General features: G+C 72.7%; 23 protein-coding genes. 7 read left to right on the top strand and 16 right to left on the bottom strand.

Annotated elements, in window-relative coordinates:
* The first annotated feature begins 15 nt into the window (after window positions 1–15).
* From ACI8AG_RS07730 to ACI8AG_RS07715, 4 genes are all read left to right on the top strand, one after another.
* Window positions 16–1,221 carry a cupin domain-containing protein gene (locus ACI8AG_RS07730; RefSeq protein ID WP_456589384.1) on the top strand — a complete coding sequence of 402 codons (1,206 nt, stop codon included), beginning with the start codon at window positions 16–18 and terminating at the stop codon, window positions 1,219–1,221.
* Window positions 1,218–2,096, top strand: a complete 879-nt coding sequence (locus ACI8AG_RS07725; protein WP_456596551.1) for a hypothetical protein — start codon at window positions 1,218–1,220, stop codon at window positions 2,094–2,096. Before ACI8AG_RS07730 ends, ACI8AG_RS07725 begins: the two co-directional genes overlap by 4 nt.
* Entirely contained in the window at window positions 2,093–3,307 is a 1,215-nt protein-coding gene (fahA, locus tag ACI8AG_RS07720; RefSeq protein ID WP_456596550.1) for a fumarylacetoacetase, read from the top strand. The genes ACI8AG_RS07725 and fahA overlap by 4 nt, the downstream gene beginning before the upstream one ends.
* A 67-nt stretch (window positions 3,308–3,374) precedes the next feature.
* Window positions 3,375–4,823 carry an aldehyde dehydrogenase family protein gene (locus tag ACI8AG_RS07715; RefSeq protein ID WP_456589381.1) on the top strand — a complete coding sequence of 483 codons (1,449 nt, stop codon included), beginning with the start codon at window positions 3,375–3,377 and terminating at the stop codon, window positions 4,821–4,823.
* Between the two features lie 76 nt (window positions 4,824–4,899).
* Here ACI8AG_RS07715 and ACI8AG_RS07710 read toward each other — a convergent pair whose 3' ends face one another.
* The 5 genes from ACI8AG_RS07710 to ACI8AG_RS07690 form a co-directional block, all read right to left on the bottom strand.
* Complete coding sequence (locus tag ACI8AG_RS07710) at window positions 4,900–5,625, bottom strand: IclR family transcriptional regulator (RefSeq protein WP_456596549.1); 726 nt, start codon at window positions 5,623–5,625, stop codon at window positions 4,900–4,902.
* Between the two features lie 276 nt (window positions 5,626–5,901).
* Window positions 5,902–8,784 carry a vitamin B12-dependent ribonucleotide reductase gene (locus tag ACI8AG_RS07705; protein WP_456596548.1) on the bottom strand — a complete coding sequence of 961 codons (2,883 nt, stop codon included), beginning with the start codon at window positions 8,782–8,784 and terminating at the stop codon, window positions 5,902–5,904.
* Between the two features lie 144 nt (window positions 8,785–8,928).
* Window positions 8,929–9,450 carry a transcriptional regulator NrdR gene (nrdR, locus tag ACI8AG_RS07700; protein ID WP_456589378.1) on the bottom strand — a complete coding sequence of 174 codons (522 nt, stop codon included), beginning with the start codon at window positions 9,448–9,450 and terminating at the stop codon, window positions 8,929–8,931.
* Window positions 9,451–9,964: 514 nt separating this feature from the next.
* Window positions 9,965–10,717 carry a hypothetical protein gene (locus ACI8AG_RS07695; protein WP_456596547.1) on the bottom strand — a complete coding sequence of 251 codons (753 nt, stop codon included), beginning with the start codon at window positions 10,715–10,717 and terminating at the stop codon, window positions 9,965–9,967.
* Between the two features lie 125 nt (window positions 10,718–10,842).
* Complete coding sequence (locus tag ACI8AG_RS07690; protein ID WP_456596546.1) at window positions 10,843–11,139, bottom strand: LysM peptidoglycan-binding domain-containing protein; 297 nt, start codon at window positions 11,137–11,139, stop codon at window positions 10,843–10,845.
* A gap of 421 nt (window positions 11,140–11,560) precedes the next feature.
* On the opposite strand from ACI8AG_RS07690, the gene lexA reads away from it, so the two are divergent.
* The gene (lexA, locus tag ACI8AG_RS07685; protein WP_456589375.1) at window positions 11,561–12,328 is read left to right on the top strand and encodes a transcriptional repressor LexA; all 768 of its coding nucleotides are present in this window, start codon (window positions 11,561–11,563) and stop codon (window positions 12,326–12,328) included.
* A 67-nt stretch (window positions 12,329–12,395) separates the two neighbouring features.
* Here lexA and ACI8AG_RS07680 read toward each other — a convergent pair whose 3' ends face one another.
* The 5 genes from ACI8AG_RS07680 to ACI8AG_RS07660 form a co-directional block, all read right to left on the bottom strand.
* Window positions 12,396–13,184 (bottom strand): enoyl-CoA hydratase/isomerase family protein, encoded by a 789-nt coding sequence (locus ACI8AG_RS07680; RefSeq protein ID WP_456596545.1) that lies wholly within the window; start codon window positions 13,182–13,184, stop codon window positions 12,396–12,398.
* Window positions 13,181–15,007 (bottom strand): ABC transporter permease, encoded by a 1,827-nt coding sequence (locus tag ACI8AG_RS07675; RefSeq protein WP_456596544.1) that lies wholly within the window; start codon window positions 15,005–15,007, stop codon window positions 13,181–13,183. The genes ACI8AG_RS07680 and ACI8AG_RS07675 overlap by 4 nt, the downstream gene beginning before the upstream one ends.
* A 46-nt stretch (window positions 15,008–15,053) precedes the next feature.
* Entirely contained in the window at window positions 15,054–16,145 is a 1,092-nt protein-coding gene (locus ACI8AG_RS07670; protein ID WP_456596543.1) for an ABC transporter substrate-binding protein, read from the bottom strand.
* A 68-nt stretch (window positions 16,146–16,213) separates the two neighbouring features.
* On the bottom strand, window positions 16,214–17,368 hold the full coding sequence (locus ACI8AG_RS07665) for an ABC transporter ATP-binding protein (RefSeq protein ID WP_456596542.1): 1,155 nt from the start codon (window positions 17,366–17,368) through the stop codon (window positions 16,214–16,216).
* Window positions 17,365–18,639, bottom strand: coding sequence for a CaiB/BaiF CoA transferase family protein (locus ACI8AG_RS07660; RefSeq protein ID WP_456596541.1), 1,275 nt, complete (start codon window positions 18,637–18,639; stop codon window positions 17,365–17,367). The genes ACI8AG_RS07665 and ACI8AG_RS07660 overlap by 4 nt, the downstream gene beginning before the upstream one ends.
* A 111-nt stretch (window positions 18,640–18,750) precedes the next feature.
* On the opposite strand from ACI8AG_RS07660, the gene ACI8AG_RS07655 reads away from it, so the two are divergent.
* Window positions 18,751–19,506: an IclR family transcriptional regulator gene (locus ACI8AG_RS07655; RefSeq protein WP_456596695.1), complete on the top strand. Its 756-nt coding sequence runs from the start codon at window positions 18,751–18,753 to the stop codon at window positions 19,504–19,506.
* Between the two features lie 4 nt (window positions 19,507–19,510).
* Here the strand turns inward: ACI8AG_RS07655 and ACI8AG_RS07650 are convergent, their stop codons facing one another.
* The 3 genes from ACI8AG_RS07650 to hflX are packed head-to-tail and all read right to left on the bottom strand — an operon-like array spanning window position 19,511 to window position 22,797.
* Entirely contained in the window at window positions 19,511–20,554 is a 1,044-nt protein-coding gene (locus tag ACI8AG_RS07650; RefSeq protein WP_456596540.1) for a hypothetical protein, read from the bottom strand.
* Window positions 20,526–21,248, bottom strand: coding sequence for a phosphatase PAP2 family protein (locus tag ACI8AG_RS07645; RefSeq protein WP_456596539.1), 723 nt, complete (start codon window positions 21,246–21,248; stop codon window positions 20,526–20,528). Before ACI8AG_RS07645 ends, ACI8AG_RS07650 begins: the two co-directional genes overlap by 29 nt.
* Before the next feature lie 58 nt (window positions 21,249–21,306).
* Window positions 21,307–22,797, bottom strand: coding sequence for a GTPase HflX (gene hflX, locus ACI8AG_RS07640; RefSeq protein WP_456596538.1), 1,491 nt, complete (start codon window positions 22,795–22,797; stop codon window positions 21,307–21,309).
* A gap of 114 nt (window positions 22,798–22,911) precedes the next feature.
* On the opposite strand from hflX, the gene ACI8AG_RS07635 reads away from it, so the two are divergent.
* Complete coding sequence (locus tag ACI8AG_RS07635) at window positions 22,912–23,118, top strand: hypothetical protein (RefSeq protein WP_456589371.1); 207 nt, start codon at window positions 22,912–22,914, stop codon at window positions 23,116–23,118.
* Between the two features lie 4 nt (window positions 23,119–23,122).
* Here ACI8AG_RS07635 and dapF read toward each other — a convergent pair whose 3' ends face one another.
* Genes dapF through ACI8AG_RS07620 form a run of 3 tightly spaced genes read right to left on the bottom strand, consistent with a single transcriptional unit; the run spans window position 23,123 to window position 25,670 of the window.
* Window positions 23,123–23,995, bottom strand: a complete 873-nt coding sequence (gene dapF / locus ACI8AG_RS07630; protein WP_456596537.1) for a diaminopimelate epimerase — start codon at window positions 23,993–23,995, stop codon at window positions 23,123–23,125.
* A complete protein-coding gene (gene miaA / locus ACI8AG_RS07625; RefSeq protein WP_456596536.1) occupies window positions 23,992–24,948 on the bottom strand; it encodes a tRNA (adenosine(37)-N6)-dimethylallyltransferase MiaA in 957 nt (318 codons plus the stop codon). Before miaA ends, dapF begins: the two co-directional genes overlap by 4 nt.
* On the bottom strand, window positions 24,945–25,670 hold the full coding sequence (locus ACI8AG_RS07620) for a hypothetical protein (RefSeq protein ID WP_456596535.1): 726 nt from the start codon (window positions 25,668–25,670) through the stop codon (window positions 24,945–24,947). The genes miaA and ACI8AG_RS07620 overlap by 4 nt, the downstream gene beginning before the upstream one ends.
* Window positions 25,671–25,709 lie beyond the last annotated feature (39 nt).

Here is a 25,709-nt window from a genome sequence, read left to right as displayed (position 1 = left end):
CCGAAGGAGTACCCCATGGCGTTCTACCGGCAGGTGGGCCAGGTCCCACCGAAGCGGCACACCCGGTTCCGCCGTCCCGACGGCGGCCTGTACTACGAGGAGCTGGTCGGCGAGGAGGGCTTCTCCTCCGACTCCTCGCTGCTCTACCACCGCGGCGTCCCGTCGGCCATCGTCGACGCCCGCCCCTGGGAGCTGCCCGACCAGACGCTGACCCCCAACGCCCCCCTGGTGCCCCGCCACCTGAAGCTGCACGACCTCTTCCCCGGCGAGGAGCACAAGGCCACCGACCCGGTCACCGGCCGCCGGCTGGTCCTCGGCAACGGCGACGTGCGGATCTCCTACGCCGTCTCCTCGGCGACCTCGCCGTACTACCGCAACGCCACCGGCGACGAGTGCGTCTACGTCGAGCGCGGCACCGCCACGGTGGAGACGGTGTTCGGCTCCCTCGACGTGGGACCGGGCGACTACGTGGTCCTCCCGCGGACCACCACCCACCGCTGGATCCCGACCGGCGAGGAGCCGGTGCGCACCTATGCGATCGAGGCCAACAGCCACATCGCGCCGCCCAAGCGCTACCTCTCCCGCTACGGCCAGTTCCTCGAGCACGCCCCCTACTGCGAGCGCGACCTGCGCGGCCCCGCCGAGCCGCTGCTGGCCGACGGCAGCGACGTCGAGGTCTACGTCAAGCACCGCGGCGCCGGCCCGGGGGGCCTCGCCGGCACGATCCACGTCGTCCCGGAGCACCCGTTCGACGTCGTGGGCTGGGACGGCTGCCTCTACCCCTACGTCTTCAACGTCGCCGACTTCGAGCCGATCACCGGCCGGGTGCACCAGCCGCCGCCGGTGCACCAGGTGTTCGAGGGTTCCAACTTCGTCATCTGCAACTTCGTGCCGCGGAAGGTGGACTACCACCCCGAGGCGGTGCCGGTGCCCTACTACCACTCCAACGTCGACTCCGACGAGGTCATGTTCTACGTCGACGGCGACTACGAGGCCCGCAAGGGCTCGGGCATCGGCAAGGGTTCGATCAGCCTGCACCCGGGCGGGCACAGCCACGGCCCGCAGCCCGGCGCCGTCGAGCGCTCCCTCGGTGTCGAGTTCTTCGACGAGCTCGCCGTCATGGTCGACACGTTCCGCCCGCTCGACCTCGGCGAGGGCGGCACCGCCGTCGACGACGGCAAGTACGCGTGGTCCTGGTCGGGACGGGGGCCGTCGGCGTGACGGCCCCGGTGCACCCGCCCGCCCCGGCACCGGCGACGACGCCGCTGTTCGACGGCCTGTTCGACGACGCCGCGCTGTTCCCACCCGGGAACGCGCCGATGCCGGCGGCCGTTCCGCAGCACCGCGCGCTGCGCGACCGCCTCGGTGGACTGGTCGGGCCGTTCGTGGTCCCCGCGGCCCGGCTCGACGAGCTGGTGGCCGAGGTCGGCGACGGACCCGCCGTCGACGTCTCGCTGATCGCGGCGGCCGGTGACCTCCCGGCCGCCGCCGCCCGGGTCGCCGCCGAGCCGCGCCTGGCGCTGGCTGCGGTCGAGGTGCCGGTGACGCCCGACGCCGCTGCCGCCGCCGAGGCGCTGCGCGCCCTGGACGACGTCGTCCCCGAGGGGGTGCCCGCGGCGCTGGAGCTGCCGCGGACCGCCGCCCGCGACGCCGTCCTCGACGTGCTGGCCGGCACCCGCTACCGGGCCAAGCTGCGCACCGGTGGCGTGTCGGCGGAGCTGTTCCCCTCCTCCGCCGAGCTGGCCGACAGCCTGCAGGCGTGCATCGCGCGGAGCGTGCCGTTCAAGTGCACCGCCGGCCTGCACCACGCCGTGTGGCACACCGCCCCGGCGACCGGCTTCGCGCACCACGGCTTCCTCAACGTGCTGCTGGCCGTCTCCGCGCTCAGCTCGGGGGCCCCGGCGGCCGTGGCGGCGGACTGGCTCGGCGAGACCGACCCTGGCACGGTCGCCTCGGCCGTGCGCACCTGGCCGGCCGACCGGGTGCACCGGGTGCGGTCGCTGTTCACCTCCTTCGGCACGTGCAGCGTGACCGAGCCCGTCGAGGACCTGGTGGCGCTCGGCCTGCTGGCCGCCCCGGAACGGACCCTGGCATGAGCGCCACCTGGTTGGAGCTCCCCGACGGCACGGGCTTCGGGCCGGAGAACCTGCCCTACGGCGTCTTCTCCACCGAGCCCGACGGCTCCCGCCGGATCGGTGTCGCCATCGGCGACTCCGTGCTCGACGTCTCCCGGCTGGACGTCCCCGCCGCCGACGCGCTCGCCGCGCCGACGCTCAACGCGCTCATGAGCCGGGGGCGGGAGACCTGGAACGCACTGCGCAGCCGGCTGCAGGAGCTGCTTGCGGACCCGGCGCACCGGGCCGCCGTCGAGCCGCACCTGCTGCCGCGCGCGGAGGTGACGCTGCACCTGCCGTTCGACGTCGCCGACTACGTCGACTTCTACAGCTCCCAGCACCACGCGGAGAACCTCGGCCGGATGTTCCGGCCGGACTCGCCGCCGCTGACCCCCAACTGGAAGCACCTGCCCATCGGCTACCACGGCCGCGCCGGGACGGTGCAGGTCTCCGGCACCCCGGTCGTGCGGCCCAGCGGGCAGCGCAAGGCCCCGACCGACGAGGCGCCCACGTTCGGGCCCTCGCAGCGGCTGGACATCGAGGCGGAGGTGGGGTTCGTCGTCGGCGCCCCCTCGTCGCTCGGCCGGCCGGTGCCGCTGGGCGCCTTCCCGGAGCACGTCTTCGGCGTCTGCCTGGTCAACGACTGGTCGGCCCGGGACCTGCAGGCGTGGGAGTACGTGCCCCTGGGGCCGTTCCTCGGCAAGTCCTTCCTCACCTCGGTCTCGCCGTGGGTCGTGCCCCTCGCCGCGCTGGAGGCGGCCCGAATCTCCCCGCCCCCGCGCGAGCCGCGGCCGCTCCCCTACCTGGACGACACCGCCGAGAAGCGCTGGGGACTGGACATCGCCATCGAGGTGCGGCTCAACGGCCAGCTGGTCTCCTGCCCGCCGTTCGGCCTCATGTACTGGACGCCTGCCCAGCAACTGGCGCACATGACGGTCAACGGCGCGAGCCTGCGCACCGGCGACCTGTTCGCCTCGGGCACCGTGTCCGGCCCGGCCGAGGACCAGCGCGGCTCGTTCATCGAGCTGTCCTGGGGCGGGAAGGAGCCGGTGCAGCTGCCCGACGGCACCAGCCGCACCTTCCTCGAGGACGGCGACGTCGTCACCCTCACCGCCACCGCGCCGGGAACCGGCGGTCGCCGGATCTCCTTCGGCGAGGTCACCGGCCGGGTCGAACCCGTGCCCGCGCCGTGAGCACCACCGTCCCGACCGCCGGCGACCCGTTCGGCACCGCCCCAGCCCCCCACCCCGGAGGACGACGATGACCACCCCGACCGTGACCGAGCCCGTGACGACCACGCCGGAGACCCCGACGTGCGAGAGCCTGCTGGCCGCCGTCGTCGATCCCGGTGGCCGGGAGATCCTGGATCCCGCGACCGGCGAGGTCGTCGGCCGCGCCCCGGAGCAGTCCGTCGCGGACCTCGACGACGCCGTCGCCCGTGCCCGCGCCGCCCAGCCGGCGTGGGCGGCCCGCACCGACGCGGAGCGCATCGAGCTGCTGCTGCGTGCCGCGGACGCGGTCGAGGCGTACGCGGAGCCGCTCGCCGAGCTGCTCTCCCGCGAGCAGGGCAAGCCGCTCAACGGTCCCAACGCCCGGTTCGAGGTCGGCGCCTGCGCCGCCTGGCTGCGCGCCACCGCTGCCACCGAGCTGCCGGTCGAGACAGTGGTCGACGACGGCGAGGTGCACGCGGAGCTGCACTACCGCCCGGTCGGTGTCGTCGGCGCCATCGGACCGTGGAACTGGCCGATGATGATCACCGTCTGGCAGGTCGCGCCCGCCCTGCGGATGGGCAACACGGTGGTGGTCAAGCCCTCGGAGTACACGCCGCTGAGCGTGCTGGCCCTCGTCCACGTGCTCAGCGGGGTGCTGCCCGCCGACGTGCTCTCCGTCGTGGCCGGGGGGCGGGAGATCGGGGCCCGCCTGTCCAGCCACCCCGACGTCGACAAGCTGATGTTCACCGGCTCGACCGCCACCGGGCAGGCGATCATCAAGAGCTCGGCGGACACGGTGAAGCGGCTGACCCTCGAGCTCGGCGGCAACGACGCCGGCATCGTGCTGCCCGACGTCGACCCCCGCGCCATCGCCGAGGGCCTGTTCTGGGGCGCGTTCATCAACACCGGGCAGACCTGCGCCGCGCTCAAGCGGCTCTACGTGCACACCGACGTCTACGACGAGGTCGTCGCCGCGCTGGTCGACGTGGCGAAGGCGATGCCCATGGGCCGGGGCCTGGACGAGCAGAACGTGCTGGGCCCGCTGCAGAACCGCGCGCAGTTCGACATCGTCGCCCGGCTGGTCGAGGCGGCGCGGGACTCCGGCGCGACGGTGCTCCTCGGTGGGGACCCCGACCCCGACGCGGCCGGGTACTTCTACCCGACCACGATCGTCACCGACGTGGCCGACGACAACCCGCTGGTGGCGGAGGAGCAGTTCGGCCCGGCGCTGCCGATCATCCGGTACGAGGACGTCGACCAGGCGGTGGCGATGGCCAACCGGCTCGACGTCGGCCTGGGCGCCTCGGTGTGGAGCAGTGACCGGGCAGCGGCGCGCGCCGTGGCGGCGCGGCTGCAGGCCGGCACCGTCTGGATCAACTCGCACGGCACCGTGCACCCGATGATCCCCTTCGGCGGGGTCAAGAAGTCCGGCTACGGGCTCGAGTTCGGGGTGGAGGGGCTGAAGGCGGTCGCGGTTCCGCAGGTCATCAACGGCTGAGCCCGGGTCCCGGTTCGCGCCGCCGCTGCCCCGGCATCCCCCACGGGTGCCGGGGCAGCGGCGTCTTGCGCGCGGGTCAGCGGAGCGCGGCGCCGACCTTCTCGGCCGCCTCGACGACGGCGCGCCCGATCCGGGCCACGTCGGCGGTGTCGTCGACGAAGACCACGGCGAGCGCCGCTCGCTGCCCGCCGTCGGGGCCCACCACGGGCGCGGCGATCGATCGCAGGCCGGGGATGACCTCGCCGTGCGAGGAGGCCCAGCCGACCCGTCGGGCCTCCCGCAGCGTGTCGCGGTCGTCGGGGGTGGGGGGCTCGGGCATGAGCAGCGCCAGCCCGGGCGCTCCCCGGCCGACGGGGTGGCGGGTGCCGGGCCGGTACACCACGTGCGCGGACGCGTCCTGCGGCTCGACGGTGGCCACCGTGACCGCCTCGTCGCCGGTCCGGACGACGAGGAAGGCGGTCATGGCCAGTTCCGTCACGAGCGCGTTGAGCCGCGGCAGGGCGGCGGTCTGGAGGTCGCTGCGCACACCGCGCGCCAGGCCGGCCATCCCCAGCCCCAGCCAGTACCGGCCGACCGCGTCGCGCTCGACGAGCTGGTGGTCCTCGAGCGTCCGGAGCAGGCGGTAGGTGATGGACCGGTGCAGACCGAGCGCCTGCCCGATGTCGGCGATCGGCTGGGGACTGCCGGTGGCAGCCAGGTGCTCGAGGATGCGGATGCCGCGGTCGAGCGTCTGTGACTGCGGCGCGCTCGCGCCCTCGCCGTCCGACATCGTCGTCCTTCCGAGCGTGATCGGTACCGCCACCAGCCTACGGTCACCCGCCGCGGGCACCCGCACCCCGGCTGAGTCGCCGCTCCGTCAGCACGGCCGCCGACCGTCCGCCGGTGGCGTCGTTCCGGCCGTGGACCTGCCACCGGCCCGGCTCTGCCGAGCAGAGCCGGCCCGGCTCTGCCGAGCAGAGCCGGGCCGGTGGGCGAGCCGTGCTGGCCGAGGAGGTCTCCCGCCGGCCGGGATCGGGCGCTCCTGCCCTCAGGCGGGAGAAGGCGTCCGATTCAGCGGAAGTCCTCCTGGCCGTTCACCTCAGCTGCAGCCGCTGGTGGAGCCGCAGCCCTCGCAGACGTAGCAGCTGCCGGCCGGGCGCATCTTCGTGCCGCAGGTCATGCACAGCGGCGCGTCGGTGGCGGTGCCGGTGACCAGCTCGAGGAGCTCGGCCGAGGAGTGCGCCTCCTTGACCGACTTCGGACCCTCCGGGGTCACCTTCTCCTTGGCCGGAGCGCTCTCGATCGGCGCGGAGCCGCGCAGCTGCTCCAGGTCGACCTCCTCCTCCTCGACGACCGCGGCGGTCGAGGCAGAGGTGTCGTACCCGGCCACCTGGGCCGCGCGCTCCTCGGCCGTGAAGATGCCGAGCCCGGCCCGCTTCTCGACCGGCAGGTGGTCCAGCGCCAGGCGACGGAAGATGTAGTCCATCACCGACTGGGCGATCCGGATGTCCGGGTCGTCGGTCATGCCGGCCGGCTCGAAGCGCATGTTGGTGAACTTCTGGATGTAGGTCTCCAGCGGAACACCGTGCTGCAGCGCGATGGACAGCGAGATGGAGAAGGCGTCCATCACGCCGGCGAGGGTCGACCCCTGCTTGCCGAGCTTCAGGAAGACCTCACCGAGGCTGCCGTCCTCGTACATCCCGGCGGTCATGTAGCCCTCGGCCCCGGCGACGCTGAACGAGGTGGTGACGCTCGTCCGCTTCTTCGGCAGCCGCTTGCGCACCGGGTGCGCCAGCGCGGCCGGCGCCGCCGCCTCGGCCTTCACCTCGTCCTTGGTGCCGTCGTTCTTGCCCTTGCCGCCGGACAGCGGCTGGCCGACCTTGCAGTTGTCGCGGTAGATCGCCAGCGCCTTGAGGCCCATCTTCCAGCCCTGGAAGTAGATCGTCTCGACGTCCTCGACGGTCGCCGTCTCGGGCATGTTGACCGTCTTGCTGATCGCGCCGGAGATGAAAGGCTGGACGGCGGCCATCATGCGGACGTGGCCCATCGGGGAGATGGCCCGCTCGCCCATGGCGCAGTCGAAGACCTCGTAGTGCTCCGGGCGCAGGCTCGGGGCGTCGACGACGTGGCCGTGCTCGGCGATGTACTCGACGATCGCCTCGATCTGCTCCTCCTGGTAGCCCAGGCTGCGCAGCGCCCGCGGCACCGTCTGGTTGACGATCTGCATGGAGCCGCCGCCGACCAGCTTCTTGAACTTGACCAGCGAGAAGTCCGGCTCGATGCCGGTCGTGTCGCAGTCCATCATGAAACCGATCGTGCCGGTGGGGGCCAGCACCGAGGCCTGGGCGTTGCGCCAGCCGTTCTCGGCGCCGATCTCCAGGCACTCCTGCCACTGCTGGGTGGCGACCTTCAGCACGTCGGCGTCGTCGGCGCCCACCGGGCGGATCGCGTCGTTGGCCGCGGCGTGCTTGCGCATGACCCGGGCGTGCGCGTCGGCGTTGCGGGCGAAGCCCTCGTAGGCCCCCACGATGCCGGCGAGCTCGGCCGAGCGCCGGTAGGCGGTGCCGGTCATCAGCGAGGTGATCGCCGCGGCCAGCGTCTGGCCACCGCGCGAGTCGTAGGCGTGGCCGGTCGCCATGAGCAGGGCGCCCAGGTTGGCGTAGCCGATGCCCAGCTGCCGGTAGGCGCGGGTCGTCTCGCCGATCGGCTCGGTCGGGAAGTCGGCGAAGCAGATCGAGATGTCCATCGCGGTGATGACCAGCTCGACGGCCTTCACGAAGTTCTTGGCGTCGAACGTGCCGTCGTCCTTGAGGAACTTCATGAGGTTCAGCGACGCCAGGTTGCACGAGCTGTTGTCCAGGCTCATGTACTCCGAGCACGGGTTGGACGCGTTGATGCGGCCGGTCTCGGGGTTGGTGTGCCAGTCGTTGATCGTGTCGTCGTACTGGATGCCCGGGTCGGCGCACTCCCAGGCGGCCTGGGTGACCTTGCGGAACAGCGACTTGGCGTCGACGGTCTCGATGACCGAGCCGTCGAGGCGGGCCCGCAGGCCGAACTCGTCGCCCTCCTCCACCGCGCGCATGAACTCGTCGGAGACGCGGACCGAGTTGTTGGCGTTCTGGTACTGGACGCTGGTGATGTCCTTGCCACCGAGGTCCATGTCGTACCCGGCGTCGCGCAGCGCGCGGATCTTGTCCTCCTCGCGCGCCTTGGTCTCGATGAACTCCTCGATGTCGGGGTGGTCGATGTCGAGGACGACCATCTTCGCCGCGCGGCGGGTGGCGCCACCGGACTTGATGGTCCCGGCGGAGGCGTCGGCGCCGCGCATGAAGCTGACCGGGCCGGAGGCCGTGCCGCCGGAGGAGAGCAGCTCCTTGGAGGAGCGGATGCGGGAGAGGTTCAGGCCGGCACCGGAGCCGCCCTTGAAGATCAGGCCCTCCTCGCGGTACCAGTTCAGGATCGAGTCCATCTCGTCGTCGACGGCGAGGATGAAGCAGGCGCTGACCTGCTGCGGCGCGCTCGTGCCGACGTTGAACCAGACCGGCGAGTTGAAGCTGAAGTACTGGTGCAGCAGCATCCAGGTCAGCTCGTGCTCGAAGACCTCGGCGTCGCCCTCGGTGGCGAAGTAGCCGTGCTCGCGGCCGGCCTCGGTGTAGGTGAGCACCACGCGGTCGATGAGCTGGCGCAGGCTGGTCTCGCGCTGCGGGGTGCCGACGGCGCCGCGGAAGTACTTCGTGGTGACGATGTTGGTGGCGTTGATGCTCCACTCGGCCGGGAACTCGACACCGCGCTGCTCGAAGTTGATCGAGCCGTCCCGCCAGTTGGTCATGACGACGTCACGACGCTCCCAGGTCACCTCGTCGTACGGGTGCACACCAGCGGTGGTGAAGACACGCTTGATCTTGAGGCCCTTGGCCCGGCTGGGAGTCTTGGCGCTGCGGCGGGGGCGGGCGCCGGCCACGCGGTCGTCGGTCTCGGTCATGGTGTGGAGCTCTCCCTGGTCGTGTGTCGCGTGGTGCTTCGCGGGGCTGCGCGGTGGTGCTGCGCGGTGGTGGATCGGGGGCTGGGGAAGAGCCGCGATCGGTAACTGCTCGAACTGCTGTCTATCGGGTGGCACCGACAGTTCTCAGGTGCCGGCGCCGGTGCCGGACGGGACGGGTCGCCGGGGCTCGGGCGGGCCCGTCTCCCCCGGCGGTGCGGCGGGCTGCCGGGCCTTCAGCTCGGCGATCTCCCGCTCGAAGTCGGCCACCGAGGTGAAGGAGCGGTAGACGCTGGCGAAGCGGAGGTAGGCCACCTCGTCCAGCTCGCGCAGCGGGCCGAGGATGGCCAGGCCGACCTCGTGGCTCGGCACCTCCGCCGCGCCGCTGGCGCGGATGGCGTCCTCCACCTGCTGGGCGAGGAGCTTGAGCTGCCCCTCGTCGACCGGCCGGCCCTGGCAGGCCCGCCGGACGCCCGCGACCACCTTGCTGCGGTTGAACGGCTCGCTGACGCCGTTGCGCTTGACGACGGCGAGCACCGCCTCCTCGACGGTGGTGAACCGCCGCCCGCACGCAGGACAGGAGCGACGACGCCGGGTGGTGGCGCCCTCGTCGGCCTCCCGCGAGTCGATGACCCGACTGTCGGCGTTGTGGCAGAACGGGCAACGCACGGTGGTTCACCTCCCTTCGCGCCGCGCCCGCCACCGGCCGGCTGTGCACTCCCCTGGGGACATCCGGTGGATGCGCCGGGGACAACCTGAGGACCAGCCTGTGGACGGACTTACAGCTCTGTAACTACTAGATGTAGGGGAACCCTAGGACGGGCCACACAAGATGTGCAAGTGATCGTTCCGTCGGCGTGTTCCGCCCCGACACTGCGGTGCGCAGGCGGAACAGCGGTCCCCAGCTGTCACAGGACACGCCGCGACGACGCGCCGAACTCCGTGCCCGACGCTCCCCGGAGAGGGGGTCGAGCGCGGCGGCGCACCGCAGGAACGACCCGGGGACGCTCGCCCCGGCAAGGCTGTGCGCTCATGCGCGGTTCCGACTCGCAGAGCCACGCGCCGGCGCACACCGTTCGGCGAGCTGGGCGGTCCGCGCCCGGCACGGGCGACCCGCCGGGCACGCGACGGCGGCGCCGAGCACCCCCGCGGGGTCGACGCGGCGAGGGCCGCCGAACGACGATCAGACGCTGACCGCGCCGCCCACCCGGGGCCGCCGCGAGTGCGGGATCTGGTCACTCAGCCGCATCGGGCGGGTCAGGAGATCCTGGTCGAGGTCGGCCGGCGGGGTCCAGCCGCTCGCCGTGGAGCGGGTCTCGACCGTGCTCGCGGAGCGGGCCGCGGGCACCGACCAGCCACCGCCCCGCGGTCGGTCCTCGCGGGTCGGGGACTGCGCGTCCGGCGCGCTCTCGACGACGGCCGGGAAGAGGTCGGTGTCGGCGGCGCGGTGCCGGCCCACGACCGGGCTGAGCTCGGTGGCCGGAGCGCGGTGCCGGCCCGGGGGCGGCACCGGCACCGAGGACGCCGGCGCGGCCTGCACGGCGTCGCTCTCCGGCGCGCGCCGGCGACCGCCCGGCCGCTGGGCACCGGTTCGCGGCTCGCAGCGGTCGCGCAGCAGCGGCAGGCTGGCGGTCGCCTCGACATCGGTCGACGGACCGTCACGCAGCGATGCCGCTGACGGGGAGGCGGGCATCGCCTGCGTCACCGGCGGCACCTCGACGGCCGGCGACTCCGGAAGCCGCACATCCCCCAGGTCGATCCAGAGCGCCTGCTCTTCGCCTCCGGCGACGACCCGCACCCACATCTGGCACGCGCCGGAGTCGTCGTGTCGCCACCCCAACAGCTCCCCCGCACACCAGGCACCCGCCTGGTGGACCTCGACGGCCTGGGGACGAGTGGTGAACACGGCGGCGCGGTTCTCCATGACGCTGGACACGGACGTACCGTAGGTGGCCGACCAGCACGCACGGTGAACGTGCCTGTACTGAGGGTTGACGAAGTCGGCGAGCCGCGTTGTGAACACCTTGCCCTGGCGCGCAGACACCGAGCCCTACGGGGCCGTCAGGGCAGGACGAGGACCTGACCAGGCGAGATGGCCGCGGAGCCGAGCCCGTTCAGCCGCTGGATGTCGACGACGACGTCGCGGACATCGCGCCCGTCGGCGACCGCGCCGGCGATGGACCAGAGCGTGTCACCCGGCTCGACGATCACCTTGGTCGTCCCCATGAGCTCCAATCCGCCACCCGCATCCCCGAGGACGGCGCTGCCGAGGACGATCACGCCCGCGGCGAGGATGAGGGTGAGGACCGCGAGCACGCGACGCCCGCGCGACGTCAACCGGAGCGGCGGCTGCTCCACCCGCTCCCGACGCCCCCGGCCGGGCGATCGCCCCACCGTCGCCCGCGGGCCGCTCGTCCTCCCGCGAGCCGGCGCGGGCAGAGGTTCGGGCATCTCCGCGTAGGAGCGAGGCGGCGGGAGCACCCGGAGATGCCGGGCGGGTGGCGGACCGGCGCGCCGCTCCCCCGGGTCGACCGGCACCTGGCCGCGGACCCGCAGTGCCGTGCTGCTCGTCATGTGTTCAGCCCTCCTGGCCGGCACCCGCCGGACCCGAACGTGTGTTCGATTCGAACGCCTGTCCGATGTCTACCGGACGGGACCGACACTTGGGGAGCGACACGAGAAAGTTTCGAACACGTGTTTGAAGTGACCGCCGATCGGCGCTACCGTTCCTCCGACGACGAGGGTCGAGAGCTGCGCGGGCAGCCGGCGAGGAGGAGACGTGGCGGACTCGAGCAGGACGTCCGGCAACCGGGGCGGCACCGCGGGCGTGGCCCCGGGGACGGCGGACGGTTCGGCGTCGGTACGGGCCTTTCCCGACCGCGCGGCCGATGGGGACGGGCTCACCCAGCGGCAGCGGCGGGTGCTCGAGGTGATCCGCGACTCCATCGACCGGCGCGGCTACCCGCCGTCGGTGCGTGAGATCGGCGAGGCCGTCGGGCTGTCCTCGGCATCCTCGGTCGCGCACCAGCTCTCGGTGCTGCAGAAGAAGGGCTGGCTCCGGCGCGACCCGAACCGCCCGCGCGCCCTGGACGTGCGACTGCCCGGGGATGCCGGCCGGGCCACCGCCGCACCAGTCGAACCCCCCGTGGTCGGCGACGGCGTGCAGGCCGCCGCGCCCGCCTATGTCCCGCTCGTGGGCCGGATCGCCGCCGGTGGCCCGGTGCTCGCCGAGCAGGCGGTGGAGGACGTCTTCCCGCTGCCGCGCGAGCTGGTCGGCGAGGGAACCGTCTTCATGCTCAAGGTGGCCGGCGACTCGATGGTCGAGGCCGCCATCTGTGACGGCGACTGGGTCGTCGTCCGCCAGCAGCCGACCGCCGAGAACGGCGAGATCGTGGCGGCGATGATCGACGGCGAGGCGACGGTGAAGACCTACAAGCGCCGGGACGGTCACGTGTGGCTGCTGCCGCACAACCCGGCCTACGAGCCGATCCCCGGCGACGAGGCGACGATCCTCGGGCGGGTGGTGTCGGTCCTGCGTCGGGTCTGACGCCGAAGGCCTCCGACGGTGCCTCCCCAGTGGAGGCACCGTCGGAGGCCGTCCGCACCCGATGTCGTCACCGACGCCGGTAGTCACCGTCCCGCTTCTCGAAGAACGCCTGGAGCGCCTCCTGGTGGTCCTCGGTGCGGAACATCTCCAGGAAGCGCTTGGTCTGGAGCGCCTGCCCCTGCGCGAAGTCCATCTCGAAGGCGCCCGTCACCGCCTCCTTCGTCACCTCGACCGACAGCGGGGCGCGGGTAGCGATTCGCTGGGCCTTGGCCAGCGCGGCGGGCATGAGATCTGCCGGGTCGTGGACCTCGGTCACCAGCCCCCAGTTCAATGCCTGCTGCGCGGTGTACCGGGCACCGGTCAGCAGGATCTCCTTGGCCGGCCCCAATCCGATCACGCGAGGCAGGCGCCAGAAGCTGACGATGAGGCCCACGTTGACGCCGGCGGCCACGAAGAACGCCTCCGTCGAGGCGATGCGGATGTCGCAGCACAGCGAGAACTCCAGCCCGCCGCCGATCGTGGCCCCGTTGATGGCCGCGATCACGGGGGCACGGAAGTTCTGCACCCCGTTGAGGACCCGGCCGAACTCGGCGAGATAGTCGGTCAGCTGCTCGTCGCTCATGGACTGGTCCTCGCCCAGGTGCGCACCTGCGGTGAAGGCCCGCCCCTCACCGGTGATCACCAGGCACCGGACGTTCTCGTCGGCGTCCAGAATGTCGAGCGCTCGCATGAACGAACGCCGGCTCTCCCAGCTGAACGTGTTGGACGGAGGACTGTCCAACGTGAGGACGGCGATGTGCGGGGTCTCGTATCGCAGGTGGACGCCGCTGCCGACGTCTGTCGTGGTCTCGGTCATGCTGCTTCCTCCGGTGGTGTGTTGAGTGCGACGGACGGGGCCCGGCGGGACCGCCGGGTGGACTGGCCGGGGCGGCGGTCGAGCAGCCGCATGGCGAACACGGTCACTACGATGTTGATGAGCAGGACCACCACGGAGAGCGCCCCGACCCGCTGGTAGAGCGATTCGCTGGCCAGGCTGTAGAGCACCGTGGACACGGTGGGATTCGCGCCGGTGTAGAGGAACACCGACATCTCCAGCTCCCGGAAGAGCAGGACGAAGTTGAGCATGCCCGCGGCGAGCAGCGACGGGCGCAGCAGCGGCACCGTGATCCGTCGCCACGTACGCGCCCAGGACGCACCGAGGCTCCGGGATGCCTCTTCCACCTCCGCGCCGATCTGTCCCATCCCGGCGTGGACGTAGGCGAAGGTCAGCGGCAGCGCGCTCCCCGCATAGGCGATCAGCAGGATGGTCAGCGTCCCGCCGAGCCCGAACGGCTGCCCGGCGTAGGCGATGATCAGGCCGACGCCGAGCACCGCGCCGGGGAAGGCCAGCGGCGCGGCCATGGCTCCCACGATGACGGCGTTGCTCCGCGCCTTGGTGCGGTGCACCAGCCACGAGGCCAGCAACGCGACGGCAAGAGCCAGCACCGTGGCTCCGAGCGCCAGAACGAAGCTGTTGCCCATCGCGGCCGCGATCAGCGGCCGGCCGAAGACCTCCTCGTAGTTCCCCGTGAGGGTGAAGTTGTCCCAGCCCAGAGGCCGGCCGAGCGCCTTGCGGAACGAGGTCACCAGGAGGACACCGAACGGCAGCACGAGGCTCAGGACCACGACGAGCGAGCAGAACCCCACGGCGAGGAAGCGGGCACCCCCCAGGTGCGTCACGTCCTGCCGCCCCGGCTTGCCACCGATGACGGTGAACTTCTTCCCGCCGACCAGCTTTCGCTGCAGGATCAACAGCACGGCGATGATCACCAGGATCGGCACGGATATGACCGCGGCCGCCTCGATACGCGGCGGGAACTGCATCAGGCTGAGCAGGACCGTGGGGATGGTCTGGAAGCCGGTCGGAGCACCGAGGATGGCGACCGGCCCGAAGATCACCGCGGCGCTGACGAACACCAAGATCGATCCGGCGATCAGCGACGGCAGGATCACGGGGAACGTGACGGTGCGCAGCACCCGGGCACGAGAAGCACCCAGGCTCGCTGCGGCCTGCTCCAGGGCCGGGTCGATGCCCTCCAGCGCCGCGGACACCGGCAGGAACACCAGGGGGTAGAGGAACAGCGAGAGGACGAAGATGATCCCCCACGGTGTGAAGATGTCGAACGGTGCTTCCTCGAGGCTGAAGGCGGACATCAACGCCGTGTTCAGCATCCCGTTGCGCGGCCCCAGCAGCAGGATCCATCCCAGCGCCGCGATGAAGCTCGGAGCCGCGAAGGTGAGGACCGCGCTGCCACGGAAGAACCGGCGGAACGGCATGTCGGTGCGCACGGCCAACCAGGCCACCGGCAGGCCGAGCAGCAAGCTGCCGATCACCGTGCCCACCGCGATCCACAGCGAGTTGAGGACCCCTTCCATCAGCCGTGGCTCGCTGCTCAGGAGGCCGTAGTTGTCCAAGGTCAGGCCACCGTCGTCGGCGACGAAGCTCTGCCCGAACACCTGCGCTACGGGGTAGCCCACCAGCGCGAGGATGGCCGCGACCCAGACGAGCCGCATCACCCGCTCGAACCCGGTGCCCTTCCGGCGGCTCGGGCCCCGAGCGGCCGGCGGGCCGCTCGCCGACCCCTCCCCCGCCGTGTCGGTGGTCGACACGGCGGGGGACGTCGAACTGGTCAGCGCCACAGCTGGTTCTCCTCAGTCGGGTCGCGTGCGATCAGGGCACCGGCCCTCATCGGCCGAACAGGGAGGCGAAGCGGGCAACCACCTCGTCCCCGCGAGAGGCGATCTCCTCGAGGTCGGCCGGCAGAAGGGTGGCGTCGGACAGGTCAGCGCCCTCGGCGGGCTGAGGCCCGTCCTGCAGAACGCTGCGGCCGCCGAGCTCGGTCAGTGCGGTCTGGAAGTCCTCGCTGAGGTGGTACTGCACGAGGAGCTTGGCCGCGTTCGGGTGAGGAGCCTCGGCCAGCATCGCCAGTTCACTCGTGAACGTGGGCACGCCGTCCTCCATGAAGGCGATCGCCAGCGGCTCACCCTCGGCGGCGGTGCTGATGACCGCGGACTCGATCGCCGGGATGCCGAGGTCGGCCTCGCCGGTCAGCACCAGCTGCGCCAGGGCCAGGCTGCTGTCGGTCACGATCACGTCCCGCTGGGCGAGCTGCTCCAGCCAGCCTTCTCCGAGCTCCCCGGAGAGAGTGGTGTAGTACGACAGCGCGGTGCCGGACGCGCCTGGGTCGGCGCTGACAATGGTTCCGTAGTCCCCGTTCGCCAGCTCCTCCCAGGTAGTGGGCAGGTCGGCAGGGTCGGTGTTGGCGGAGTTGTACATCAGCCCGAGAGGCACCAGGCTGTAGGGCACCTGCGGGTCGTCCGGGTTGTCCAGCCCATCGATGAGCTCGTCCGCATTGGGCACCTCCGCGTCGGCGATGACGCCGTCCTCCGCCCACTGCATCATCGTCTCCGGATCGGTCAGGCTCACGACGTCCGCATTCAGCGAACCGCTGGCGAGCTCTGCCTCCACCGAGTTGGCGACCGCGCCGGAGTCCTCGCGCGTGAAGGTCAGTTGGATGCCGAAGAGTTCCTGCATCCGCTCCTGGAGGAGTTCGACGCCCGGCCGGGTGTGGCCACCGCCGTAGAGCACCACACCACCCTCTTCCTGCGCCGCGGTGATCAGCTCCTGGCTGATGCCCTCGATCTCCGCAGCCGCGGAGTCGCCGCCCGAGCCGGACGTGCCCTCCGATCCGTTGCCGCAGGCCGCTACCAGGAGGACGGCCGCCGGAACTGCGAGACAGGTGGTCAGACGACGGCGGGGCGAGCGGGATGCGAACACGGTGCCTTCTTCCGGTGGGAGGTGGAACGGGTGGTCGGTGGGAACGGCGATTGCGTGGACGGATGCGGTCATGCCGCGGACCGGCCGGCCGCCACAGCGCCGGCATCCGTGGCCGACGAGGCGTGGTGGGACCCGCCGTCCGGTGCGTCGTCGAGCAGTGCCACGGCGGAGTCCTCGATCCCCATGGCGACGTCCTGGCCGACCTCGAAGCGCCCGGAACCAGGCCCGGTCGCCTTCACCGGCGCGGCGTGGCCGGGCACCTGGAGCGTGTAGGCCACGTGGTCACCGAAGAAGAGGGCCTCCACGACGCGGGCCGTCCCGGAGCGCCCCTCGCCCGCCTGGAGCCGGATGTCCACCGGCCGTACCGAGACGGCGACCTCCGCACCCTCCTGCAACGCGAGATGGGCGGGCCGATGCGCGATCACCGTCCCGCCGGTAGGCAGCCGCAGCGGCACAGTGTCCACCCCAGGGGCTGCGCCCACGGTGGCGGTCAGCACGTTGGTGGCGCCCAGTGCCCGGGCGACGAAGCTGTTCCGCGGACGGCTGTAAACCTCTTCGGGCGGCCCGCTCTGCACGATGCGACCCGAATGCATGACGACCAGCCGATCGGCCAGGGACAACGCCTCGGCCTGGTCGTGGGTGACGTACACCATTGTCACGCCCAGGGAGCGCTGGATGCGCTTGATCTCCGCACGCATCTCCTCGCGCAGCCGGGTGTCCAGGTTGGACAGCGGCTCGTCCAGCAGGAGGAGCGCGGGTTCGTTGACCAGGGCCCGCGCGAGAGCGACCCGCTGCTGCTGGCCGCCGGACAACTGGTGGGCGTAGCGGTCACCCATCCCGTCCAGGTGCACCATGGCCAGGGCTTCGTCCACCCGACGACGGATGTCCTCCCGCTTCGCTTTCGCCGTCGTCGGGCCGTACGCCACGTTCTCGTACACGCTCAGGTGCGGCCACAGCGCGTAGCTCTGGAAGACGACCGACATCTTCCGGCGCTCCGGCGGCACGAAGACCTTAGGCCCCACCAGCGTGCGGTCGCGCAAGCCGATCTCTCCGGCGTCCGGCCGTTCGAACCCGGCGATCATGCGGAGGCAGGTGGTCTTGCCGCAGCCGCTCGGCCCCAGCAGGACGACGGACTCGCCCTCTTCGATGGAGAGGTCGACGCCGTCGACGACGGGCGCCGCACCGAAGCTCTTGGTGAGTCCGGACAACACGAGGTGGGTCATGCCGAAACCTCCGTGGGGTCGATGGCGGTGGAGTCGGTGTCGGACGTCCGCTCGTGGGCGGCGGTGGCCAGGAGTACGCCCGCCGTGAACAGCTCCTCGATCTGGGCCGGCGACATCCCGGCCTCGGCGAGGACCTCGCGGCTGTGCTGACCCAGCAGCGGTGCCGGGCGGCGCACGGTGGATGGCGTGGCCGAGAGCTTCACCGGGGCACCGATGTGGCGCACCGTCCCCATCCGTGGGTGCACCGTCTCGACCACCATGTCGCGGGCCTGCACGTGCGGGTCGGCGTAGACCTGCTCGATGTCGTACAGCGGACCGCTCGGCACCCCGGCCCCGTGCAGCACCTCCAGCCACTCGGCGGTGGGCCGCTGCCGGAGCGTCGCCGCCAGCTCACCGGCCAGCTCGAACCGGTACTTCATACGGGCGGCGTTGTCCTGGAACCGCGGGTCCTGCAGTAGGCGGTCCACACCCAGGGCGGCGCACAGCCGTCCCCAGTTCCGGTCGTTGGCCGCACCGATGGCGATCCACCCGTCAGCGGTGGGCAGTGCCTCGTACGGCGCGGAGAGTCGGTGAGCCGATCCCATGGGTCGGGCGACCTCGCCGAAGCTGAAGAACATGGCTGTCTCCCAGACGGTGTAGGCGATTCCCGCCTCGAGCAGCGACGCGTCGACGAACTGCCCCTCACCGGTCTTCAGGCGGTGGATGTAGGCCGATAGCACGCCGTACGCGGCGAAAACTCCGGCGTTCAGGTCGCAGATCGGGACCCCGACCTTCGCCGGCGCACCATCGGGTTGGCCGGTCATACTCATCAGGCCGCTCATCGCCTGCGCGACGAGGTCGTAGCCCCCCCGGCCGGCGTACGGCCCGGTGGCCCCGAACCCGGAGATGGAGCAGTAGATGAGCGCCGGGTTCTCGGCGCGCAGCGCATCCTGACCTAGGCCGAAGCGCTCGAGCAGCCCTGGCCGGAAATTCTCGACGAGGACGTCGGCGTCCCTGACCAGCCGGCGGACGACCTCGGCGCCGCGGGGGTCCTTCAGATCGACGGCGATACCCCGCTTGTTGCGGTTCATGGCGTTGAACGCCGGGGAGTGCTCGACGTCCGACCCGCGGGACATCCGGCGCGTGTCATCCCCGCCCTCGGGTCGCTCGATCTTGATGACATCGGCCCCCATGTCCGCCAGCAGCATGGAGCAGTACGCCCCCGCCATGACCTGGGTGAGGTCGAGGACCCGGACCCCCGCGAGGGCGCCCGGCCGGGCCGGATCTGACACCTGAATCTCCAGACTGTTGACCGTTCGTGCCACGGTGTGGCACGCTTTCCCGCGTAGTGGCACGCTGTGGTGCGGGCCACAGTAAGTCGGGTGAATGGTGACGTCAAGCACATGAGATCGGTCTCTGTCGCGCTGGCCGTGCTCGAGGCCGTCTCGGATCGGCAACCCGTAGGGGTCAGCGACCTCGCCCGAGCGATGCAGCTTCCGAAGTCCACCGTGCAACGGATGCTTCTGACCTTGGGCGAGCTCGGCTGGATCCGGGCGAGCGTGGATGAGCCCACGCGGTGGTCGCTCACCGCCAAGGCCCAGGCCATCGGATCGCGGCACCGGGGCGACGAGGAGATCCGACGCATCGCGCTGCCCGCGATGCACCGGCTTTCCGCGGCGACCGGCGAGACGGTGCACCTGTCGATCCCGGAGGACCGGCGGATCGTCCTTCTGGACAAGATCGACGGCGCCCACCCGGTGCGGACCCACGCCTCCGTCGGCAACGGGGCGCCGCTGCACACGACGGCCTCCGGGAAGGCGGTGCTGGCCTTCCTGCCCGAAGGAAAGGCGGCCGCGCTGCTACGCGCCGCACCGCTGGAGCGACTCACGCCGAACACCGACACCGATCCGGAGGCTCTGCTGCGGGAACTGCCCCGGGTGCGCCGACAGGGCTACGCCGTATCGGTCGGCACCCGACACCCGGACATCGCCGCGGTCGGCGCTGCCATCCTGGACCGCTCCGGCGCGCCGGTGGCGACCCTGAGCCTCTCGCTACCGACCCACCGGTTCCCCCGGCGCCTGTGGCCGGTCCACGGGGAGCAGGTCACCCGAGCCGCGGAGGAGTGCAGCCGGCAGCTCGGCTGGCAGCCCGGCGTCTGACCGGTCAGTGTCGGCGGCGCAGCCTTCCGCCCACCCAGACCACGACGGTGGCGACGGTGGCGGCGATCAGGGCCGCGGCGATGGGTGAACGGTCCGAGCGGGTGAGCTCTGCGATGGACGGCAGCGGATCACCTTCGGGAGAGGTGCTCGCGGCGGCGGTCGCGGCGGGCAGGGGAACCACGGTGACGGCGCTGGGCAGGCCCTCGCTGGCGACCACGAGCGCCCGGTTGTCGGCGGAGAAGCTGACGGCCTCGCCCTGCGGCGACTCGGGGAGCGCCACCCGCACCGGTTCGCCGGCCAGCGCACCGGGCACGTCCGAACCGGACAGCGGCCACACGTAGGCGTCCGTGTAGGTGCGCAGCGCCAGTGCGCCCCCGTCGCCGGCAACGGCACCTCCGGTGATCAGCAACTGCCCCGCACGACCCACGGGGCCACCCGGGGTTCCGGTGAGGGTGACGTTGACCGTGCCCACCCGCTCCATCGGCACAGTGCCGCCGTCGACGAGCGCGGCGGCGGGCCGGTAGACCCCGCTGGAGCCGAGCACTTCCTTGGTCACGAGGTACGGCGTCCCGTCCGGGGCCAGGAGCAGCGCCTCGGCGTCGTGCGCGCCGTCGGGGTAGGTCAGCCGGTGCAGCGCTGCCGCGCCGTCGGGCCGGAGGACATGCAGCGCGACGGTGGCACGGCTCGTGCCGTTGTCACCGGTGTCGGCGATCCAGACGCTCCCGTCCGAGCCGACGCCGAGGTCTTCCGGGTCGAAGGGGTCCGCGGCCCCGGCCTGCACGTCGACCACCGCACAGGCGGCATCGAGCCCGAGGACTTCGACCCGGTCACCGCCGTCGTTGAGGGCGAGCATCTGCTCTTCTACCACCACCAGGCCGGACAGCTCGGCGAGTCGGGGGTCCGTGATGGCGCACCGGACCTCCGGCGCCGGCTCCTCCGCCGACGCGGACGCGGGAACGAGCACGGCCAGGGCGCCGGTCAGGGCGCTCGCGACGACGAGCCGACGCCGCCGGACGCGGCTAGGAACTCGCTCGGCCTGCTCGGGCACGTACCAAGCGTGACAGAACCATCGCGTCCAGTGCATGAACCACGCCCAGGAGGACGATCCCGACAGCGGCGCCCACGACCGCGTCGGTGACCCAGTGGAAGTCCAGCGACACCATCGCCGCGCCAGTGGCGACCGGCCCGACGACGCTCAGCCACCAGAAGGTCCGCTGTACCGCCGGCGGGAGCCCGTACTCGACCGCCTGCCAGCGGGCCACCCCCCACATGAGCACCGCGTTGGCGACGTGACCGGAGGGGAACGAGGCGCCGTCGGCGTGGAAGAAGTAGGAGCCCGGGAACGCCGGCGCCGTCCGCCCGATCCCGTGCTTGATCGCGTACACCCCGGCGGTCAGCACCCCGAGCGCCAGCAGCACGCGGAGGGCCGGCAGCCAGGTGCCCCGCCGCCACAGCAGGTATCCGACCAGGCCGGCGAGGACGACGAGGATGGTCACGCGCCCGCCGAGCTGCGTGACCACCCACACCGCCGGGTAGCCCGGCGTGTCCCGCAGGCCCCAGTCGCTGACGATCTCCGACACCCGGAGGTCCATCCGCTCCGACGGCCCGTGGCGGAGCAGGTCGGCGGTGATGAGGACGCCGACCAGCAGCGTCACGGCGACCAGCCACCACGGCGGCCGGCCGGGCGGGACCACGGGGGCGGCGCGCGGTGACTCGGCCACCCGCACCGCACCCCTGGTCACGCCGCCACCGTACCGGCCCGTGACCGGATCGTGATCCGAGCCGATCGACCGCCCCGGCTCAGCCCACCGGGACCGCGAACTCCTCGAGCACCGCGGCGAGGGCGCCGTCCACCCGCGCGGTGAGCCGTGTGCCGCCGTCCTCGTGCCGCTCGCCGAGCACCTCGCCGTCCCGGTGCACCCGGGCCACGAGGTCACCGCGCTCGTAGGGCACGAGCACGTCGACCTCGACGTCGGGGTGCGGCAGCCGCTCGGCCACCAGCGTGCGGAGGGTGTCGATACCGACGCCCGTGCGGGCCGAGACCCAGACCGCGCCCGGCAGGGCCTGGCGGAGGGTGAGGATGTCCTCCTCGCTCATCGCGTCGACCTTGTTGACGACGATGACCTCCGGCACGGCCGCCGCGTCGATCTCGCTCAGCACGACGTGGACGGCGTCGATCTGGCCGAGCGGATCGGGGTCGGAGCCGTCGACCACGTGCAGCAGCAGGTCCGCCGCGGCGACCTCCTCCAGCGTGGAGCGGAACGCGTCCACCAGCTGGTGCGGCAGATGGCGCACGAAGCCGACGGTGTCGGTGAGCGTGTACTCCCGGCCGTCCGGCGACTGCGCCCGGCGCACCGTCGGGTCGAGGGTGGCGAACAGCGCGTTCTCCACCAGCACGCCGGCGCCGGTGAGCTGGTTGAGCAGGCTGGACTTGCCCGCGTTGGTGTACCCGGCGATCGCCACGCTCGGCACGGCGTTGCGTCCCCGGCTCGCCCGCTGGGTGGCGCGGGCGGTCGCCATGCCGGCGATCTCCCGCCGCAGCTTGCTCACCCGGGCGCGGATGCGCCGGCGGTCGGTCTCGATCTTCGTTTCACCCGGTCCGCGGGTACCGATGCCACCACCGCCGGCGACCCGGCCACCGGCCTGCCGGGACATCGACTCACCCCAACCGCGCAGCCGCGGCAGCATGTACTGCATCTGGGCGAGCTCGACCTGCGCCTTGCCCTCCCGGCTCGTCGCGTGCTGGGCGAAGATGTCGAGGATCAGCGCCGTCCGGTCGACGACCTTGACCTTGAGCACCTTCTCCAGCTGGTTGAGCTGGCCGGGGGTGAGCTCACCGTCGCAGATGACGGTGTCGGCGCCGGTGGCGGCGACGATGTCGCGGATCTCGTTGGCCTTGCCCGAGCCGACGTAGGTGGCGGCGTCGGGCTTGTCGCGCCGCTGGCTGACCGCCTCGAGCACCTGCGAGCCCGCCGTCTCGGCCAGGGCGGCCAGCTCGGCCAGCGAGCGGTCGGCGTCGGCCTGGGTGCCCTCGGTCCAGACGCCGACGAGCACGACGCGCTCGAGTCGCAGCTGCCGGTACTCGACCTCGGTGACGTCGGCGAGCTCGGTGGAGAGACCGGCCACCCGGCGCAGGGCGCCGCGCGCCTCGAGCGCGTAGGAGCCGGTGGTGTCGTCGGCCTCGGCCCACCGCCCGGTGGGCGCGGAGCGGGTGTCGAGGTCGGCCTGCTCGTCGAGGGGCAGGGCGTCGGGGGCGGTCGTCATCGTCTCCAGCGTGGCACGGTCTTGCATGGAAAGCACCTGAGTTGTCATCGCCCGGTACAACGCATCGACGCCCCGGATGCATCCCGACCGGCGGCAGGGGTAGGGCCAGCGCGACGAACGCGACGCACGGAGGAGGAACCGATGAGCGAGAGCGGATCGAGCCGGCTGGGTTCGAACAGCGAGCTGGACGACCCGGGCCGGGACCCCGAGGGCATCGGCGGCCCGCCGCGCAACCCGATGGGTGCCGGCGCCGACCAGGACAGCGGCCGGGGGGCGCCGCCCACCCCTCCGGCCACCGGCGACGACGACGCGATGGTCCCGCTGCCGCCCGACGACGACCGCCGCTGACGCCTCAGGCCCGGAGCCACTCCGGGCACAGCGTGCCGGCCGACACCAGCACGGCCGGACCGCTGAGGACCGTCGTCCCGGGGGTCACCTGCACCGACAGGCGGCCCCCGGGGACGTCGACGACGACCGTGCCCTCGTCGGCGCCCGCGGCACGCAGGGCCGCGTAGGCCGCGGCGCAGGCGCCGGTGCCGCACGACCGCGTCTCGCCCACCCCGCGCTCGCTGACCCGCAGCCGCACGTGGGCACCCGGCTCCAGGACGTTCACCAGCTCGACGTTGACGCCCTCCGGGAACAGCGCCTCGTCGAACGCCGGGGTACCGGTCAGGTCCAGCTGCTCGACGGGCACGTCGGTCAGGCAGGCCAGGTGAGGGTTGCCCATGCTGACGGCGAGACCGGCGAATGCCCGGCCGTCGAGCAGCGCCTCGCCCTCGCCGAACGGGCGGGCGGGGCCCATGTCGACCCAGTAGCCGCCGTCGGCACCGGCGCCCACCCGGCGCGGCCCGCCCCGGGTGCCGACGAGCAGGCCGTCGGCGCAGGCAGCGCGGTCGACGAGCCCCTCGCTGATCAGCGCGTGCAGGAACAGCCGGATGCCGTTGCCGCACATCTCGGCGTAGGAGCCGTCGGCGTTGCGGTGGTCCATGAACCACTCGCACCGGGGCAGGTGCTCCCCCAGCACGGCGGGAGCGTCGGGCACGTGGGCGCTGCGCACCAGCCGCAGCACGCCGTCGCCCCCCAGGCCGGCCCGGCGCTCGCACAGCCGCCGCACCATGGCGGCATCCAGCCGCTCGCCGGCCCACACGGTGCCGTCGGGGTCGGGCAGCACCACGAAGTCGTTCTCGGTGCCGTGCCCGAGCAGCACGCGCGGCGAGGAGGTCACGGATCGATCGTACGGCCGGTGATCACCCCGGTCGCTGCGTCGGCCAGGTCGGCCCGGGCGGCGTCGAGCCACGTCGTCGCGGCGTCCCGCCGGAACCAGGACCGCTGCCGACGCACGAACCTGCGGGTCGTGGTGACGGTGCGCTCGCGTGCCTCCTCGGCCGACAGCGTGCCGTCGAACTGGGCCAGCACCTGGGCGTAGCCGAGGGCGCGGGAGGCCGTCGGCCCCTCGCGGAGCCCGTCGGCGGCGAGCGCCGCCACCTCGTCCACGAACCCCGCGGCCCACATCCGGTCGACCCGGACGGCGATCCGTTCGTCGAGCTCCGCGGGTTCGCGGTCCAGCCCGAGCACCACCGCCGGGTAGTGCGGGCGCGGCTCGGGGAGCTCGGCGCGGAACGGCCCACCGGTCAGCTCGATCACCTCGAGAGCGCGCACGATCCGCCGGCCGTTGCTGGGCAGGACGGCCGCGGCGGCGGCCGGGTCGAGCCCGGCCAGCCGGGCGTGCAGCGCGGCCGGACCGACGTCCGCGAGCTCCCCCTCCAGGCGGGCGCGGACCACCGGGTCGGTGCCCGGGAATTCCAGCTCGTCGAGGACGGCGCGCACGTACAGCCCCGAGCCGCCGACGAGCAGCGGCACGGTGCCGGCGGCCCGCAGCCGGTCGATCTCGGCTCGCGCCCGCCGCCGGTACTCGGCCACCGATGCCGGTTCGCGCACGTGCCACAGGTCGAGCAGGTGGTGCGGCACCCCGCCGCGCTCGGCGAGGTCGGGCTTGGCGGTGCCGATGTCCATGCCGCGGTAGAGCTGCATCGAGTCGGCGTTCACCACCTCACCGCCCAGGCGCCGGGCCAGCTCGACGGCGAGCGCGGTCTTGCCGGTCGCCGTCGGGCCGACGATCGCGACCACCGGCGGCGGGGTCGGGACCACTGGTCCGCTGCCGCCGGGCGCTCCGCTCACGCGACCACCCAGTCGGCGACCGGGTAGCCCACCCCGAACGGCGCCCCGTCGTACCGCAGCCGCGCGGTGACGTGCCGGCCCGCGAGCGCGGCTCCCACCGCCCGCCAGACCGGTACGCCGGCGGCGAGGAGCCGCTCCCCCGCCGCCGGGTCGAGCGCGGCCAGCCCGGCGGTGTCCCCCGTCGCCAGGGCGGTGGCGACGGCGGCGTCGAACGGCTCGGCCGCCGGATCCAGGTACCCGGGTGCCTTGACCGAGCGCCGGGCCGAGCCGTCGCCCATCGCGAGCACGCCCACCGGCGGCGGCAGGTCCCGCAGCAGCTGGCCGAGGTCGGCCGGCCCGACCCCGACGCGGGTGCCGGCGAACGACGCCTGGTCGAGCAGCCAGGTACCGACGGTGTGCGCGAGGGGGAGCCGGAGACCTCCCGGGCGCAACCACCCGTCGAAGGGCAGCTCCAGGTCGACGCCGAACCCGCGGAGGTCACCGCCGTCGCCGGGCCCGAAGCGTTCCCCGGACGCCGCACCGGGCCCCACGACGACCACCACCTCCGGCGCGGCACCGAGCAAGGCGGTCACCGCATCCGCGCAGGCCGACCGCAGCGCGGCGGTCTCGGGCGAGGGCCGCCCCTCCACCGCCGGCACCAGCAGCGGCGGGCACGGGCAGAAGGCGACGGCGGCCGACGGGCGGGGCGTCCGGGCCGGGACGCCGCCGGGGTGGGAGGTCACCGCAGCAGTGTCGCCGATGCGACGTGGGACACTGCCGGA

The organism is Blastococcus sp. SYSU DS0552 (assembly GCF_054050815.1).
The sequence above is the reverse complement of the archived record's forward strand: the minus strand, read 5'-3'. Positions and strand labels throughout refer to the sequence as shown.

What these genes read in the sequence shown, in the direction of transcription:
- ACI8AG_RS07635 (WP_456589371.1), top strand. Translation starts at nt 22,912, where the DNA reads ATGAGCGAGAGCGGATCGAGCCGGCTGGGTTCGAACAGCGAGCTGGAC.
- ACI8AG_RS07715 (WP_456589381.1), top strand. Translation starts at nt 3,375, where the DNA reads ATGACCACCCCGACCGTGACCGAGCCCGTGACGACCACGCCGGAGACC.
- fahA (WP_456596550.1), top strand. Translation starts at nt 2,093, where the DNA reads ATGAGCGCCACCTGGTTGGAGCTCCCCGACGGCACGGGCTTCGGGCCG.
- ACI8AG_RS07665 (WP_456596542.1), bottom strand. Translation starts at nt 17,368, where the DNA reads ATGACCCACCTCGTGTTGTCCGGACTCACCAAGAGCTTCGGTGCGGCG.
- ACI8AG_RS07705 (WP_456596548.1), bottom strand. Translation starts at nt 8,784, where the DNA reads ATGACCGAGACCGACGACCGCGTGGCCGGCGCCCGCCCCCGCCGCAGC.
- hflX (WP_456596538.1), bottom strand. Translation starts at nt 22,797, where the DNA reads ATGCAAGACCGTGCCACGCTGGAGACGATGACGACCGCCCCCGACGCC.
- ACI8AG_RS07730 (WP_456589384.1), top strand. Translation starts at nt 16, where the DNA reads ATGGCGTTCTACCGGCAGGTGGGCCAGGTCCCACCGAAGCGGCACACC.
- ACI8AG_RS07680 (WP_456596545.1), bottom strand. Translation starts at nt 13,184, where the DNA reads ATGACCGAGACCACGACAGACGTCGGCAGCGGCGTCCACCTGCGATAC.
- ACI8AG_RS07655 (WP_456596695.1), top strand. Translation starts at nt 18,751, where the DNA reads ATGAGATCGGTCTCTGTCGCGCTGGCCGTGCTCGAGGCCGTCTCGGAT.